Source organism: Brachybacterium sp. AOP29-B2-41 (genome assembly GCF_052378395.1).
In the GTDB taxonomy this organism is placed as follows: domain Bacteria; phylum Actinomycetota; class Actinomycetes; order Actinomycetales; family Dermabacteraceae; genus Brachybacterium.
In genome coordinates this window covers 18,295-33,062 of sequence record NZ_JBQSXR010000031.1, presented here as the reverse complement: position 1 = coordinate 33,062, position 14,768 = coordinate 18,295, and the positions used below count along the sequence as shown (strand labels likewise).

Below are 14,768 nucleotides of genomic sequence, written 5' to 3'. Positions count from 1 at the left end.
GGGTCCGGGCGCACGAGCCGACGGCGCCGCGGGGGCGCCCCGCCGTCGTCGGCCCCTGCAGCGAGCCCGGGCACGCGCCGGGATGATCCTGGTCGCTCCGGCGGTCCTGTACGTGATCGTCTTCCAGCTGATCCCGGTGGTCTACGGATTCCTGCTCAGCTTCACCAGGTACAGCCCGCTGCAACGCGGAGCCCCCACCTTCATCGGGCTCGATAACTACCTGGGGCTGCTGAAGGATGCAGACTTCCTCAACGCCCTGTGGGTGACCCTGCGCTACACCCTGCAGGTCCTGCCCTTCACGGTGGCGATCGCCCTCGTCCTCGCGCTGCTGGCGAACCGTCCGTTTCGCGGCGTGGGCCTTTTCCGCACAGCCCTCTACATCCCCCACATCGTCTCGCTCACCGCCGTGAGCATGATCTGGCTGTGGATGTACTCGCAGAACGGCCTGTTCAACGACCTTCTCGAGGTGATCGGGATGGGGCCGCAGCGATGGCTGAACGATCCGGAGACGGCCCTGAACGGGGTCTCCGTGATGCGGATCTGGAAGGCGCTCGGCTCCAACATGGTGCTGCTGCTGGCTGGGCTGCAGACCATCCCGAAGGAGCTTTATGAGGCCGCGAGCATCGACGGCTCAAGCCGCTGGCAGCAGTTCCGCTATGTCACCCTGCCGGGGCTGCGCCCGATGCTCGTCTACGTGGTGGCGATGGACATCATCTTCCTGTCCCAGAGCTTCGCGGAGATCTTCGTGCTGACTTCTGGCGGGCCGTTGGACTCCACCACCACCGTGAACTATCTGATCTACACCGAGGCCTTCGACTACAGCAGCATGGGCTCCGCCTCGGCCATGGCCTTCGTGCTGTTCGCGTTCATCGCAGGACTCACACTGATCGCGCTGCGCGCCGGGAGGGAACGATGAGCACTGAAGGCACGATGAGCACTGCTTCCACACTCCGACCTCGGCGATTCCGGGTCACCCGGACCGGCCGGACTCGGATCCTGAACTTACTCTTGCTCCTCATCGCCACGGCGCTGGTGCTCTTCCCGTTCCTCTGGATGGTGAGCCTTGCGTTCACCCCTGCGGAGGCCGCCTTCCGGGATGTGAAGCTGTGGCCCGACTCGCCGACGCTCGACAACTTCGTCACCGCGCTCACCGTCGGCAACCTGAGCCGGGCCTTCCTGAACTCGACGCTGGTGGCGCTGCTGTCGGTGCTGACCAACTGCCTGATCACGGTCGCTGCCGGATACGCCTTCGCCCACCTGCCCTTCCGCGGCAGCAATGTGCTGTTCTACGTGGTGATCGCCACCGCCGCGATCCCGGTCGCGGTCACCCTTATCCCGCTGTTCCTGATGGTCTCGAACTTCCCCCTCATGGGCGGAAACGACATTCTGGGCCGCGGCGGCAGCGGGCTGGTCGACTCTCTCGGCGGCATCGCGATCCCCTACCTAGTGGGGACCATGAGCATCTTCCTGGTGCGCCAGTTCTACAAGGGGATGAGCCCGGAGCTGTCCGAGGCGGCACGCATCGACGGTGCGGGCGAGCTGCGGATCTTCTGGTCGATCTTCATGCCTCTGTCCAAGCCGATCATCGCGGTGGTCGCGATCTTCTCGTTCACCGGGGTGTGGGACGACCTGCTCTGGCCGCTGGTGGTCTCCTCGTCCCCCAAGAGCCAGACAGTGCAGCTGGCCCTGACCGGCTTCAGCCAGAGCGGCAACATCCAGTACGCCCCGTTGATGGCCGCGACGATCATCGTCACCGTCCCGGTGTTGCTGGTGTTCCTGCTCAACCAGCGCCACTTCATCTCCGGCCTCTCGGAGGGCGCGGTGAAGGGCTGAGCGTGCGCCATCTGGCGGACTCGCAAGACATGTGCGCTCTCCTTCCACCTCTGGAAAGCAGAGCGCACATGCCTGTCGGGTTACAGGGACGCCGCGCCACCGGGGCCGGTCACCGGGGGAAGGCCGTCACCGGGCGTTGCGGATGAGCTCGATGACCTGGTCCGAGTCGTTGCGCAGCGGATGTCGAGGCCGCTCACTCTGCGCCGACGCGGGCGCGGGCGAGGGCGTGGAAGAACTCTCCGAGCCCGGGGCGGGCGCTGAGGCGGGGCCCGGGGCGGGCGCTGAGGCGGGCGCTGGGGTGGGCTCGTCCGGCAGGGGCGCGGCGTAAGTCGCGTCGGTGTAGGCGGCGGCGATGCGGGCGGCGGCGGCGCGCTGCTCGGCGGTGACGTCGAGCGTACCGGCGCCGATCTGGTCGAGCAGGTCCGTGAGGGCACGGGCAGGCGGCAGTGCGGGGTCGAGCCGGATCCGGAGGGGCGGCCGTCCCCAGGCTCCGGTGATGCTGAGCCAGCGGATCGCAGTCTCCCGCACGGCCAGCTCGCGGGTCAGCTCCGACCAGGCCAGCTCTCCGGCGCGGCGATGCATCCGCTCGGCGGCCAGGGCCGAGGCGTTCGCGACTCCGCCAGCACCGTCTCCCCCAGCGCCGTCACCACCAGCGCCGTCACCACCAGTACCGCCTCCGCCAGGGCCGCCTCGCCCCGCGCCGCTGCCCCGTCCCAGCAGCGCTGCCCAGCGCTCGTCACGGGCCTGCATTCGGCGGCGTCGGATCAGGATCACTGCTGCCGCAGCGGCCGCGGCCAGCAGCGTGCCGATCCCGAGGATGCCCATCACGCCTCCGCCGAGGCGCTCCACGGTCTCCTCGGAGGGGCCCGCGCCGCCGCCGTCGGACGTCTCCGCGGCGGAGGTGTCCTCGGTGGTCTGCTCGTCGGTGGTGCCCTCCTCGCTGCTGGGCGTCTCCTCGGTGGGCTGATCCGACTCCTCCGGGTCCTCGGGTGCGGAATCGGGGGCGTCCTGCGGGGTGCTCGCGTCGGTGACACCGGGCGGGTTCACGCCGTTCGCCGCAGCGGCCGGGGTCGGCTCGAAGCGCACCCAGCCGTGCTCGGGGCCGAACCACACCTCGGGCCAGGCGTGGGCGTTCTTCGCGCTGACCCTCCATTCGTCGCCGTCCTGCTCTCCGGCGGTGAAGCCGATGACCACGCGGGCGGGGTAGCCCTGTGAGGTCATCATCAGTGCGAACGCCGCGGCGAACTGCTCGCAGTATCCGATGCGGTCGGTGAGGAAGGACTCCAGCGGGTCCTCGCCCGGGGCGGAGTTGACCGTGAGCGAGTAGGCGAAGGAGTTGCGGAAGTAGTCCTGATAGGCGACGGCGGTGTCGAAGCCGTTCTCGGCGCCCGCGCTGGCGGCGACGGTGGTGGCGAGCTCGGTGGCGACCTCGGGCACCTCGTCCTGGGAGGTGTAGCCCACCTCGAAGGGCTGCTCGAACACGGCGGGATCCACGGCACGCAGCTGCTCGGCGGTCGAGCTGCGCTGCTCGGAGGCGACGCTGTAACGCTCCCCGATCAACCCTGCGGAGACATGGTTCAGGGCGACCTCTCCGTGGGAGGGCTGGAGGATCATCGCCCGGTTCAGGTCCCGGTCTGAGGCCTGGATCTCGCGCACGTTGTCCGGCACGGGGAGGCGATCACCGGCGAAGCTGGTGATGTCGATGGTGGTGTCGATGAAGTCGTCGGCGCTGCCGTGCACAGCCACTCCGTCATCGCGGGAGTCGCTGAAGGCGGCGCGACCGAGCACCAGCCCCTCCCCCTCGACGTCGCCGCGGAACGTCTCGCCGTCGAAGCGGTTCAGGGCGCGCAGGCGCAGGTAGGAAGGATCCTCGGCGGTGGTGGTGTAGCGCAGCACCTCGGTGTCCTCCTGCTGGAGGAGCGAGCGGCGCACGGAGACGTCGTCGTCGATCATCACCGCGCCGAGCGCCGGGGCGTCGGGGTCCTGCCAGCGCTGCAGCAGGTCCATGTTCAGGGCGATCCGTGCGGGCGCCAGCTGCGGCAGCGCAGGGGCCAGCAGCGGGCTGAGCCCCGCCACCAGCGCCACGCAGAGCACGGTCACGGCGAGGGTGCGGCCGGGGTGGGCGGCGGGGCCCGCCTGCGGCCGACGATCCCCGCGGATGTAGCTCGGATCTGCGTGGACGGTGCGGGTGGCGAGGATGGCGCCACCGGCGAGGACGGGGGCGGTGACATGCCACCAGGGACCACCGGAGGGCTGCTGGAGTGCGGGCACCAGGATCGCGCCCATCAGCAGCAGACCGGTGGGGGTGTGCCATCCCAGGTCCAGGTACATCAGGTCCAGCAGCAGCGTCACCAGCGCGATCACCGCCACCACGAGCACGGTGCCGGGCGCGCCGAGGGTCAGCGGGGCCATGCCGGTGACCAGTTCGTTGACTCCGCGGCTGAAGATCTCGCCCTGGTCGCGGAGCACCTGGAGGGGGCCGTCCTGCCAGCGGGTGAGGCCCTGGGCGATCTCGACCACCCCCACCAGCACCACGATCAGCCCCAGCTGGGCCACGGGCACCAGCATCGGGGGGCGCAGCAGGCGTCGCAGCACGATCCCGCCGAGGATCACCGGGGCGCTGGCGGTGAGGGTCAGCAGCAGCCAGGAGGAGCCTGCCAGCAGCTGGGAGACGGGGGCGGCGGCGAGCAGCAGTGCGACCTGCAGCAGCAGGGCGCGGCCGATCAGGTGGAGGCCTTCGAGGGTGGGCCGGCCCATCAGGGGGCTCACGGCGCTTCCTCCTCGGCGGTGGTCAGCAGGTCATCGAGGGTGTCGGCGGTGGTGCCCCGCACCAGGGTCCAGGCCCCGAACTGGGACTGGGTGGGGGTGTGCCGGGCGCGGATCGTCTGCAGCTCGCGGACGTGCTGCTCATGGGCGTGGCCGAAGTCCTCGCCGTCGGCCGGGCCGATGCGGCGGGCCGGAGGCGGGTGCGGCGCCTCGTCTCCGTCGTCCTCGAGGGCGGGGCGCAGCGCGATCGCGGTGCGGTGGGTGGAGCGGCCTGCGAAGCGGTCCAGGTCCAGGCCCGAGAAGGGTTCGCCGTCATCGGGCCCCAGGGCGATCGCGAGCGCGGTGTGGCCGGCGGCGTGATCCTGGCCGATACCGCCGGAGGCGTCGTCGTCGAAGTCCACCTCCGCGAGGGCGAGAAGGGAGGCGCGCTGCTCGACGGCGTCCGCTTCGCTGCCCAGCGGCGAGGGGCCGGGGATGCCGCGGCGGCGGCCGCTGCGGGTGATCTCGTCCCCGGAGGCGTCCACGATCCGCACCTCCCAGCCGTTCAGGCCCAGCGCGTCCAGCACGGTCGCGGCGTGGGAGACGAGCGCGTCCTCGACCTGGCCGGAGGGGTTCTCGCGGCGGCTGGTATCCAGCACGATCACGGCGCTGTGGCCGGCGGCGGGTTCGTCCTCACGGGTCATCAGCTGGCCGGTGCGGGCGCTCGCGCGCCAGTGGATGCGGCGGATGTCGTCGCCGCTGGCGTAGGGGCGGGCGATGGGTCCGATCTCGCCGACACCCGGGGCGGGGGCGGCGCTGAATGCGCCCTCGCGGGTGATGCCGGTGGCGCGTTCGGCAGCCGGGGCCATCTCGGAGACCACCGGCAGCCCGGTCAGCGCCAGGCCGTCATCGACGGTGCGGCGCAGGTGGAACAGCCCCAGCACGTCCCGCACGATCAGGGAGTAGGGGCCGAGCTCGTGGGCGCCACGGCGGCCGACGCGCAGCACGTGCGGCATCTGCCTGTTCAGCGGCAGGTCTCCCTGGCCGCCGAGCTCCTCGGGCAGGTGCTCGCGGGCGATGCCGCGGCCCAGCGGGACCACGGTGATCCAGGCGGTCCCCTCGAGCTCGAGCATCACCCGGGCGACGGAGCCGACGGGGACGGCGTCGTCCACCAGGCGGCGAGTGGGGCGCAGGCCCACGCTGCTCACCGCGATCCCGATCGCGCCGATCACCAGCATCAGCAGCAGGGCGGCGGCGAGCTGGCGCAGGGGCGTCACCCGGGCCAGGTCGCCCAGCACCCACAGCGCCCCGCAGCCCACGAGCACGACGATGCCGCGCCCGGTGGGGCGGAAGCGGGTGCCGGGGCGCGGATTCACGCCTGCGGGGTGCTGCGCAGCACCTGGTCGACCAGCTCCCCGGCGCTGGCCCCACGGGAGAGGGCCTGGGGGGTGAGGTGCATGCGGTGGCGCCAGACGGGCATGATCACTGCGGCGATGTCCTCCGGGGTGACGAAGGTGCGCCGGGCGAGCACGGCGTTCGCCTTCGCGGCGCGGACCAGGTGCACGGCCGCGCGCGGGGACGCGCCGAGGGTGACCTGCGGGTGGGAGCGGGTGGCCTCAGCCAGCCGCACGACGTACTCCAGGATCACCGGGGAGGCGTAGACGCTGCGGACCGCACGTACGTGGGCGGCGATCTGTTCCGGCCTGGTGCGCTCGGTGACGGCATCGACCAGGTCGTGGTCCCCGTCGCGCACCGGTCCGGCTTGGGCGGCGAGCATCCGCACCTCGGCCGATGCCACCGGGTAGCCCATGGTGGTCTGGGCCAGGAAGCGGTCGCGCTGCGCCTCGGGCAGCCGGTAGGTGCCCTCCATCTCCACGGGGTTGGCGGTGGCGACCACCATGAACGGCTCGGCCAGAGGGTAGGTGGTGCCGTCGACGCTGACCTGCCGCTCCTCCATCGCCTCGAGCAGCGCGGACTGAGTCTTCGGGGAGGCGCGGTTGATCTCGTCGGCCAGCAGGATCTGGGTGAACACCGCCCCGGGGCGGAACTCGAACTCGCTGGTGGCCTGGTTGAACACGCTCGCGCCGGTGACATCCCCGGGCAGCAGGTCGGGGGTGAACTGGATGCGGTGACGCTCGGCGCCGAGCGCTGCGGCCAGGGACTTGGCGAGCATCGTCTTGCCCACGCCCGGGATGTCCTCGATCAGCAGGTGACCGCCGGCCAGCAGCACCAGCACGGCGATCCGGGCCACCTCGTCCTTGCCCTCGACGATGGTCGCGATCTCGCGGATCACCGATTCGGCCTCGGTGGCGATCTCGCGCGCCTGCTCCTGGGTGAGTCCGACACCCAGCTCGCGGGCCCGGTTCTGCGGATGCCACGGGTCATGGGGGGCCTCGACGGCGACGTCGTCCTGGGTCATGTCGTGCTCCTCCGAGTGACCACCGTGACAGGTGTTCATGAAAAGTTTGCCCCGAGATGAACTCCTCGGGACCCACGCGGCGGCGTCGCCTCCTACAGTATGACTGGTTCCAAATGTCTTCTGAGGAGTTCCGATGATCGTCCGTAGTGACCGGACCGCCCTCCGTGGCGGTGCGGGACTCCTCCTCGTCGCCGCGTGCATCGCGGGCCCCGCGATGGCTCAGGCGGCACCGGAAGAGATGGCCCCGATGCAGGGCGGGGCGGCATGCGAGGGAGTGAATCCGAGCGCTTCGGCCTCCGACATCACGGAGGGAGCCGACGTGTATGTCTCCGGAACCTGCTTCTCGCCTCGCTCGACGGCCAAGGTCACGATCGTTCATATGGAAACTCAGGCACAGCTGGATACTGAGGTGACAGTAGGGACCGATGGTTCGGTCTCGGCGGCGCTGAAGCCCACGGAGTCTGGTGACTACGCGGTCAGCATCGATGTCAGCAGGCCCGTGGTCCAGCAGGCAACCGGATCGTTCACGGTGACCGAGAAGCCGGATCCGGAGCCGACTCCTGATCCTGAGCCCACGCCGGACCCCGAGCCGACACCGGATCCCGAGCCCACTCCAGACCCGAAGCCGACACCCACCCCCGAGCCGACGCCGACACCGACGCCCACTCCTGAGCCGACGCCGGAACCGACCCCGGATCCCGAGCCGACGCCCACGCCGACGCCGACGCCGACGGAAGATCCCACGACTGCTCCGGACGAGGATGGCTCTCCTGCCTCGCCGAGCCGGTCCGCCTCGGCACGCCCGGACCCCTCGCCGACCACATCGACGAAGCCGTCCCCCAGCGCGGGCGACGATCCGGCGCCGACGGCCGACGCAGGCCCCACCGCGTCCGAGCAGAAGCCCACCTCCCCCGCCGCGGCCTCCCCCGGCCCGGCGACCAACGATTTCCCGGCGGCAGCCCCTGAGCACACCGCGGAGCAGCAGGAGGCGGCCTCCCTCGCGGTGCTGGTGGCCTCGCTGTTCGCGCACGGGGTCTCGAACGGCCAGGTGGGAATCTCGCCCGCCGAGGCCGGGACCCCGAATGCTGATGGCACCGTCGGCGATGGCGGCACGGGCAACGGGAGCAGCACCGGCAGCGGCACGTCCGGGAACGGCGACGCTACGGACGGCAGCACGGCGTCCGACGGCGGCGGCGATGAGCTGGCCGAGACCGGCGCGTCGGCCGCAGGTCCCGCGGCGCTTGCAGCGCTCCTGCTGGCCGTTGGTGCTGGCCTGCTCTGGTATCACCGCCGCCGCAACGGCTGAGCGGTCGAATCAGGAACGCCGGCTGAGAGCCTGGCCCGACCGGCATGGCCCGACACGCAGGGCCTGACGCGTCTTGCCCGACAGCGCAGGGCCTGACCCGCATGACCCGACGCGACCGGCCTCAGGCGCTGAGGCCCCGCCTGGTCTGCATCGCGACCAGCGCACCGATCAGCAGCGCGCCGAGCACCAGGGCGATCCCGCCCACGGCCACCGCGCCGCTCACCCCGAGCAGCGCTCCGAGCCAGGCGAGGGAGATGCCGTTGCCGGTGCGCATGCCGCTGCCGATCATCGAGTAGACCCCCACGACGCGTCCGCGCTGGTCCTCGGGGGCGCGCAGCTGCACGAGCGCCTGACCGATCGCGGTGGCGGCGAGGTTTGCGACCCCGCCGATCACGAGCGCGATCACCGCCACCGCGTAGTGGGTGGTGGTCGCGACGATCAGGGAGGTCAGTCCGAACATCACCGCAGCGATGACGGCGCCGCGCACGTCGACCTTGAGGATCCCGGTGGCCTCGAGCAGGAAGCCGCCCACGACTCCCCCGATCCCGTTGGCGAACAGCAGCGCGCCGTAGCCGAGCCCGCCCTCGTCGCCGGCGCCCAGAGTGTCGGCGAAGTTCGGCATCGACACCTGGAGCGAGGAGCCGACGCACACCGCGATCAGTCCGGCCAGGGCGATCATGCCCACCAGCACCTTGTCGTTGCCCACGGTGCGCAGCACGCGCGGGGTGTCGAGGATCGAGATCCGCTCGCGGTGCACGATCCCGCTGCGGGAGTGCCCGGTGAAGGGGGTGCGGAGCATCAGCAGCGTCATCGGCAGGTAGAACACGATGTTGGCGAGGATCCCGAACGTCGGCCCGAGCAGCAGCATCAGCACCGAGCCGACCACCGGCCCGGCGAGCACCCCGAGGCTCTTGAAGGTGGCGTTCAGCCGCACGGCGCTGGCCAGCTCGCGCGGCTCGGCGAAGTCATGGAGCATCAGCTGCTCGGCAGGGCCCCACAGCGCGCCGGCGCAGCCGTGCAGCACCAGCAGCACGCAGGCACTCCACATCTCCAGGGTGCCCGTGAGGAACAGCAGCCCCCAGGCCAGCGAGACGAACGCGAACAGCCCCTGGGCGATCTGGATGATGCGTCGGCAGTCGTACTTCTCCGCGAGGCCACCGAAGAGGACGGAGAACATCAGGAAGGGCAGCCAGTGGCTGATCACCTGGAAGCCCACCAGCCAGGGCGATTCGAACACCTGCCACAGCACCCAGTAGGTGATGACGTGCTCGATGTTGTCGCCCATCATCGAGAGTCCGGCGGTGACCAGGTAGGGGCGGGAGTGCTTGTCGCGCAGGGGGCCGAAGCGACGCGGGACCGACAGGTTCAGTGGACTCTGCTTTCCTCGTACAGGGGCGGGCACCGGCGATCGGGGATCGTTCGAAGGCGTTCCAGCGCTCGTCGCCCGGACCAGGTTACGTGGTGCCGCGTCGAGGGGCCGCGCCTCTCTCTGTAGTGCGTAAGGTGGGCGGCCCACTCGTTCCATCCAACTTTAAGCACTAAAGTTGGATCATCGGGCCACGATCACCACGTTAGGGGCTATGCATGGGGCACTTCACCTCGCAGTACTGGGAGAACCCCTATGACTCCGGCGTCCCCCGTGCAGATCGACGCTCGGGGGAATACCAGACCTACACGCCCTCCGCCCTCACCGGGATGAGGCTGGCGATCGGACCTGAGGTCGATGCCGAGGTCGCCGCCGCCGAACGCGCCGTGCGCGCACTGAACCGCGGCACATATCAGGATCTGGGCCTCGTCTCCCGGTTCCTGCTGCGCTCCGAAGCGATTGCGTCCTCCTATATCGAGGGGATCGCACCCAGCCCGAGGAACGTCGCTCTCGCCGAGCTCGCCCTCGAGGAGGATGTCCGCGGGCTCTCCGACACCGCTCAGCAGGTGGCGCGGAACATGACGATCGTGCGCGACGCTTCCGACGCCCTCTCCGAGAAGGAGGTCATCACCGTCGCAGATCTGGGCGCCCTGCAGGCATCGCTCATCCCGGCACCGACCGAGCTCCAGGGAGTGCGGGCAACGCAGAACTGGATCGGCGGCTCGCGCTACCACCCGCTCGAGGCCGCACACGTGCCTCCGCCGCCCGATGAGGTCCCCGCCCTGCTGGAGGACCTGGTCCGATACATGGCCGGTGCCACTCACTCACCGATCATCCAAGCGGCACTCGCGCACGCCCAGTTCGAGATGATCCACCCGTTCCCCGATGGCAACGGCCGCGTCGGTCGAGCCCTGATCCACACGGTGCTCACCCGCCGGGGCCTCACCGCAGAAGCGATCCTTCCGGTGAGCCTGGTGCTGGCGACCCTTCATGAGGAATACATCGATGGCCTGGATTCGTTCCGTGTCGAGGGAGGACCGGAGTCGCCACAGATCTTCGCAGCGATCGAGACCTGGGTGAGCACTTTCGCGAATGCCGTGAGAATTGCTGCGGAGCAGGCCGCAGGCCTCGAGCGGCGCCTGGCAGAGCTGCGCGAGGAATGGTCGCGCATCATCTCGGAGGCTCGGCGCCGGGAGGGCAAGGTCCGGGCGACTCGGCGGAACTCGGCGCTGTCCACGATCCTCGACTCGCTGCCGGGCACCCCCGTTCTCACCACCTCCACTGTGACGCGCGTGCACGGAGTGACGACGACCGCCGCCCAGAACGCCCTTGCCCAGCTCACGGAGTACGGGATTTTGGAGGCGATCTCGATCGGTCGTGCCCAGCGCGCCTACATGTCCCTCGACGTCCTGGATCTGCTCACCCGCAGCGAGCGCGCGATGGCGAGCAGGGACTTCGACACCGCCAGCTCGCCACCGATGCGCCCCGTGCCCGTACCGCGCGTGCGCTGAGCTCCGTGGGCTCACGAAACCGTCCCCGCTGCGACGCTCGCACCGTCAGGGGTCCAGCCTCGAGCGGGGGACGTCAGAGGTCGAGGACGAAGCGAAGGGCCCGGTCGATCGTGCTCAGCTCCTCGGGACCCAGCATTCCCCGTCGAGTCACGAGCCGCTCCGTCGAGACCGTCCTCAGCTGGTCGCACCGAGCGTGCGAGGTGTGCCCCAGACCGCTACCTCCAGGCTCCACTTCTACGTGACTGCGCAGCCCGTAGGCAGCAGAGGTGATCGGCACAACCATGACAAGTCCGCCGGGACCGTTGTTCAGGATGTCCACCGACACCACGACGGCCGGTCGTCGGAACGCCGACTCGTGGCCGATGGGCCGGCCGAGGTCGACGTCGTAGACCTCTCCCCGCCAGATCACGACAGCGCGTCCCACTCCTGCCGCTCCGCCACGTACTTCTCCCATCGCTCGGGATTCTCACGCAGTCGCGCATAATCGGCGGTGAGTCCCTGCAGGAACTCCTGCTTCTCGAGCGCGTCGATCGCGACGTGGACGATATCGATGACCGACGTGCCGCGGGACTTGGCGAGAACCTGGAGGCGCTCGGAATCGGGCCGACGAACTCTGACGGTGGTGGTCTCGGAGGCAGCCATGCATCGATTGTAGACGAAATGTCTACACTTGGTGGCGCGGCAACTGGACGAGAGCGAGGGCGGGCAGGGGCCCTACCTCGCGCAGCAGTTCACGGCGCCAGCAGCACCGCGAACGTCTCGAGGGTCTCCTGCAGTTCGATCGACGGCTCGAGCAGCCACTGGATCTGCAGGCCATCGCTCGCGGCGACGATCAGCGCGGCGGTGCGGGCGGGGTCCACGTCGCCCCGCACCAGTCCGGTGGCCTGATCGTCGCGCAGGCGCTGCTCGAGGTCGGTGCGCACCTGCTCGAACCGGGTGGTGAAGTACTCCTTGGCTGGGCCAGCCTCTGCTTCGAGCGAGGTCGCCACGAGCGTGGAGTAGAGCTGCACCAGGCCCGGGACCTCGAGGTTCGCAAGCGCCGCGTTCGCCATCACGTCGACCGAGCGCACATGGCTCTGGTCGCCGCGCTCGAGGTCGCGCCGATACTCGGCGTGCTCGTAGACGGCGACCAGCAGCTCCTCGCGGGAGGAGAAGTAGTGCAGCAGCGCGCCATGGGAGATGCCGATGGCCTCGGCGATGCGGCGCAGGGAGGTGCCGTCGGCGCCGCGTCGGCGGAACACCTCGATGGCGCGGTCGAGGATCTCCTGGCGGCGGGCGATGCCCTTGGAGTAGGAGCCCGCGCGACCGACGCGGGGCGGCGCGGCGGCCGACGGGCCCGGCTCGACAGCGGCGGCTGCCGGCCCCTTCTCCGCGGCCTCGGCCGGTGCATCCTCGGTGCTCATGAGGCCAATGTACCCATGACTCGAACTGCTCTGCAGGAAAAACCTCCAACTGGTGGGTTTGCTGTTATTCTGGCCGCCATGCGCCTTCGGTGACGCGGCGCACTCTCTGACAACGACGTACGAAAGCAGGTTCGACGTGGCACTGCCTCTCGCCTCCGTCCAGCTGTACACGCTGGCCGCGGAGTTCTCCGCCGACATGAACGGCTCCCTCGACAAGCTCGCGAAGATCGGCCTGAAGAACGTCGAGGCCTTCGACTTCGTGCGCCGTCCGAAGGAGATCCGCGCTGCGCTGGACGCTTCCGGCCTCTCGTCCCCCACCGGGCACGCCCCGCTGCTCTCCGATGAGCTGTGGACCCCGGACGGCTCCATCCCCACCCCGGCCAACGAGGTCGTCTTCGAGGCTGCAGCCGAGATCGGCATGAAGACCGTCATCGACCCGATGGTCCCCACCGAGCGCTGGCTCACCGAGGACGGCGTGAAGGACATCGCCGAGCGCCTCAACGCCGCCTCAGAGAAGGCGAAGGAGTTCGGCCTCACCGTCGGCTACCACAACCACGCCCAGGAGTTCCTCGCGGACTTCGACGGCCAGACCGCCTACCAGCGCTTCCTGTCGCTGGTGGATCCGTCGGTCGCGATCGAGCTGGACCTCTACTGGGCCCTCGTCGGCGGTCAGGACGTCGTGGCACTGGTCAAGGAGCTCGGCGACCGCCTCGTGGCGATCCACGTCAAGGACGGCATCAAGCCCGAGTCCAACCCCTTCGCTCCGGGCGCCCCGAAGTTCGCCTCCACCAGCCTGGACCAGCGCCACGCCGGTGAGGGAGAGGTCCCCACCGTCGAGGCCATGAAGGCAGCGACGGGCGTCAAGTACGCCGTCATCGAGTACGACAACGCCCCGGGCGACGTCTTCGAGGACATCGAGAACAGCTACCGCTTCCTGATCGACGGAGGACTCGCCGCATGAGCACCCCCACCCCCTTCGCTGGCCCCGTGGGCGTCGGCTTCATCGGCGTCGGCGTCATCTCCGACACCTACCTGGAGAACCTGAACTCCTTCCCCGACGTCGAGGTGCTGATCCTCGGCGACATCAACACCGAGCGCGCCGCCGCCCAGGCCGCGAAGCACAACGTGCCCGCGTCCGGCACCGCCCAGGACGTGCTGGACCACCCGGGCGTGCAGGTCGTCGTGAACCTGACCCTGCCCGCGACCCACGTCGAGATCTCCTCCGCCGCGATCGCCGCGGGCAAGCACGTGTGGACCGAGAAGCCGCTGGGCATGGACCGCGAGTCCACCGCCGCGCTGCTGAAGCAGGCCGACGAGGCCGGGCTGCGAGTGGGCTGCGCACCGGACACCGTGCTCGGCGCCGGCGTGCAGACCGCCAAGCGCGCGATCCTCGACGGCGTGATCGGTCGGCCGCTGTTCGCGCAGACCTCCATGCAGTACCAGGGCCCTGAGGTGTTCCACCCGAACCCCGGATTCCTGTTCGCTCAGGGGGCCGGCCCACTCCTGGACATGGGTCCGTACTACTTCACCACCCTGGTGAGCCTGTTCGGGACCGTCGAGAAGGTCGCCGCGGTGGGCCTGAAGGCCGCCGAGGAGCGCTCGATCCTGGTGGGCGAGAACGCCGGAACCACCTTCCCGGTCGAGGTGCCGTCCACGATCTCGGTGCTCACCCAGTTCGAGGGCGGCCAGTCCGGCACCTCGCTGCTGAGCTTCGACTCGCCGCTGGCCCGTCAGGGCATCGTCGAGATCCATGGCACCGAGGGCTCGCTGGTGGTGCCCGATCCGAACACCTTCGAGGGCCGCATCGCCTATGTGCGCCGCTTCGACAGCTTCGGCGAAAAGCCGCCGGAGCAGGAGTGGATCGAGATCCCGCAGGAGGGCCCGACCACCGGTCGCGGCCTGGGCCTGCTGGACATGGTCCGCTCGATCCACGGCGGTCGCCCGCACATCGCCACCGGCGAGGTGGGCTACCACGTCCTGGACATCATGCTCTCGGCCGAGGAATCGGCGGCGAGCGGTGAGTTCGTCACTCTGAACTCCTCGGTGTCCGAGATCCCGGCGGTCCCCGCTGACTTCGACCCGCTGGCCCGCACGCTCTGAGGCCGCCCGGCGCCGCCGCAGCGAGCCATCGCCGCCGCAGGCGCCACCGCTTATGCGCTGAGGACCTATGTGAAGTGCTCACATA

The 14,768-nt window shown here is 70.0% G+C and carries 13 protein-coding genes; 6 read left to right on the top strand and 7 right to left on the bottom strand.

Features of this window, described 5'->3' with window-relative positions; translation table 11 throughout:
• On the top strand, positions 1-916 hold a 916-nt coding region (locus ACT3T9_RS18085; protein WP_444607235.1), incomplete at its 5' end, for a carbohydrate ABC transporter permease.
• 92 nt (positions 917-1,008) lie between these two features.
• Positions 1,009-1,833, top strand: coding sequence for a carbohydrate ABC transporter permease (locus ACT3T9_RS18080; protein ID WP_441445026.1), 825 nt, complete (start codon positions 1,009-1,011; stop codon positions 1,831-1,833).
• Between the two features lie 126 nt (positions 1,834-1,959).
• Here ACT3T9_RS18080 and ACT3T9_RS18075 read toward each other — a convergent pair whose 3' ends face one another.
• Genes ACT3T9_RS18075 through ACT3T9_RS18065 form a run of 3 tightly spaced genes read right to left on the bottom strand, consistent with a single transcriptional unit; the run spans position 1,960 to position 6,997 of the window.
• The gene (locus ACT3T9_RS18075; protein ID WP_444607234.1) at positions 1,960-4,602 is read right to left on the bottom strand and encodes a transglutaminase family protein; all 2,643 of its coding nucleotides are present in this window, start codon (positions 4,600-4,602) and stop codon (positions 1,960-1,962) included.
• Positions 4,599-5,954: a DUF58 domain-containing protein gene (locus ACT3T9_RS18070; protein WP_444607233.1), complete on the bottom strand. Its 1,356-nt coding sequence runs from the start codon at positions 5,952-5,954 to the stop codon at positions 4,599-4,601. Before ACT3T9_RS18070 ends, ACT3T9_RS18075 begins: the two co-directional genes overlap by 4 nt.
• A complete protein-coding gene (locus ACT3T9_RS18065) occupies positions 5,951-6,997 on the bottom strand; it encodes an AAA family ATPase (RefSeq protein WP_444607232.1) in 1,047 nt (348 codons plus the stop codon). The genes ACT3T9_RS18070 and ACT3T9_RS18065 overlap by 4 nt, the downstream gene beginning before the upstream one ends.
• A gap of 133 nt (positions 6,998-7,130) precedes the next feature.
• Between ACT3T9_RS18065 and ACT3T9_RS18060 the strand changes: the two genes are divergently transcribed.
• Positions 7,131-8,303, top strand: a complete 1,173-nt coding sequence (locus ACT3T9_RS18060) for an LPXTG cell wall anchor domain-containing protein (protein WP_444502565.1) — start codon at positions 7,131-7,133, stop codon at positions 8,301-8,303.
• A 121-nt stretch (positions 8,304-8,424) separates the two neighbouring features.
• Here ACT3T9_RS18060 and ACT3T9_RS18055 read toward each other — a convergent pair whose 3' ends face one another.
• Positions 8,425-9,705: an MFS transporter gene (locus ACT3T9_RS18055; RefSeq protein ID WP_444607231.1), complete on the bottom strand. Its 1,281-nt coding sequence runs from the start codon at positions 9,703-9,705 to the stop codon at positions 8,425-8,427.
• Between the two features lie 182 nt (positions 9,706-9,887).
• On the opposite strand from ACT3T9_RS18055, the gene ACT3T9_RS18050 reads away from it, so the two are divergent.
• Positions 9,888-11,180 carry a Fic family protein gene (locus tag ACT3T9_RS18050; protein ID WP_444607230.1) on the top strand — a complete coding sequence of 431 codons (1,293 nt, stop codon included), beginning with the start codon at positions 9,888-9,890 and terminating at the stop codon, positions 11,178-11,180.
• A gap of 73 nt (positions 11,181-11,253) precedes the next feature.
• Here ACT3T9_RS18050 and ACT3T9_RS18045 read toward each other — a convergent pair whose 3' ends face one another.
• From ACT3T9_RS18045 to ACT3T9_RS18035, 3 genes are all read right to left on the bottom strand, one after another.
• Positions 11,254-11,604 (bottom strand): type II toxin-antitoxin system PemK/MazF family toxin, encoded by a 351-nt coding sequence (locus ACT3T9_RS18045; RefSeq protein ID WP_444607229.1) that lies wholly within the window; start codon positions 11,602-11,604, stop codon positions 11,254-11,256.
• Positions 11,586-11,822 (bottom strand): hypothetical protein, encoded by a 237-nt coding sequence (locus ACT3T9_RS18040; protein ID WP_444607228.1) that lies wholly within the window; start codon positions 11,820-11,822, stop codon positions 11,586-11,588. The genes ACT3T9_RS18045 and ACT3T9_RS18040 overlap by 19 nt, the downstream gene beginning before the upstream one ends.
• Before the next feature lie 89 nt (positions 11,823-11,911).
• Positions 11,912-12,583 carry a TetR/AcrR family transcriptional regulator gene (locus tag ACT3T9_RS18035; RefSeq protein ID WP_444607227.1) on the bottom strand — a complete coding sequence of 224 codons (672 nt, stop codon included), beginning with the start codon at positions 12,581-12,583 and terminating at the stop codon, positions 11,912-11,914.
• A 136-nt stretch (positions 12,584-12,719) separates the two neighbouring features.
• On the opposite strand from ACT3T9_RS18035, the gene ACT3T9_RS18030 reads away from it, so the two are divergent.
• On the top strand, positions 12,720-13,544 hold the full coding sequence (locus ACT3T9_RS18030; protein ID WP_441445038.1) for a sugar phosphate isomerase/epimerase family protein: 825 nt from the start codon (positions 12,720-12,722) through the stop codon (positions 13,542-13,544).
• On the top strand, positions 13,541-14,683 hold the full coding sequence (locus ACT3T9_RS18025) for a Gfo/Idh/MocA family protein (protein ID WP_444607226.1): 1,143 nt from the start codon (positions 13,541-13,543) through the stop codon (positions 14,681-14,683). Before ACT3T9_RS18030 ends, ACT3T9_RS18025 begins: the two co-directional genes overlap by 4 nt.
• Positions 14,684-14,768 lie beyond the last annotated feature (85 nt).

Coding starts and splice junctions, on each gene's coding strand:
- ACT3T9_RS18035 (WP_444607227.1), bottom strand. CDS start 12,583: ATGAGCACCGAGGATGCACCGGCCGAGGCCGCGGAGAAGGGGCCGGCA.
- ACT3T9_RS18040 (WP_444607228.1), bottom strand. CDS start 11,822: ATGGCTGCCTCCGAGACCACCACCGTCAGAGTTCGTCGGCCCGATTCC.
- ACT3T9_RS18065 (WP_444607232.1), bottom strand. CDS start 6,997: ATGACCCAGGACGACGTCGCCGTCGAGGCCCCCCATGACCCGTGGCAT.
- ACT3T9_RS18025 (WP_444607226.1), top strand. CDS start 13,541: ATGAGCACCCCCACCCCCTTCGCTGGCCCCGTGGGCGTCGGCTTCATC.
- ACT3T9_RS18060 (WP_444502565.1), top strand. CDS start 7,131: ATGATCGTCCGTAGTGACCGGACCGCCCTCCGTGGCGGTGCGGGACTC.
- ACT3T9_RS18050 (WP_444607230.1), top strand. CDS start 9,888: ATGGGGCACTTCACCTCGCAGTACTGGGAGAACCCCTATGACTCCGGC.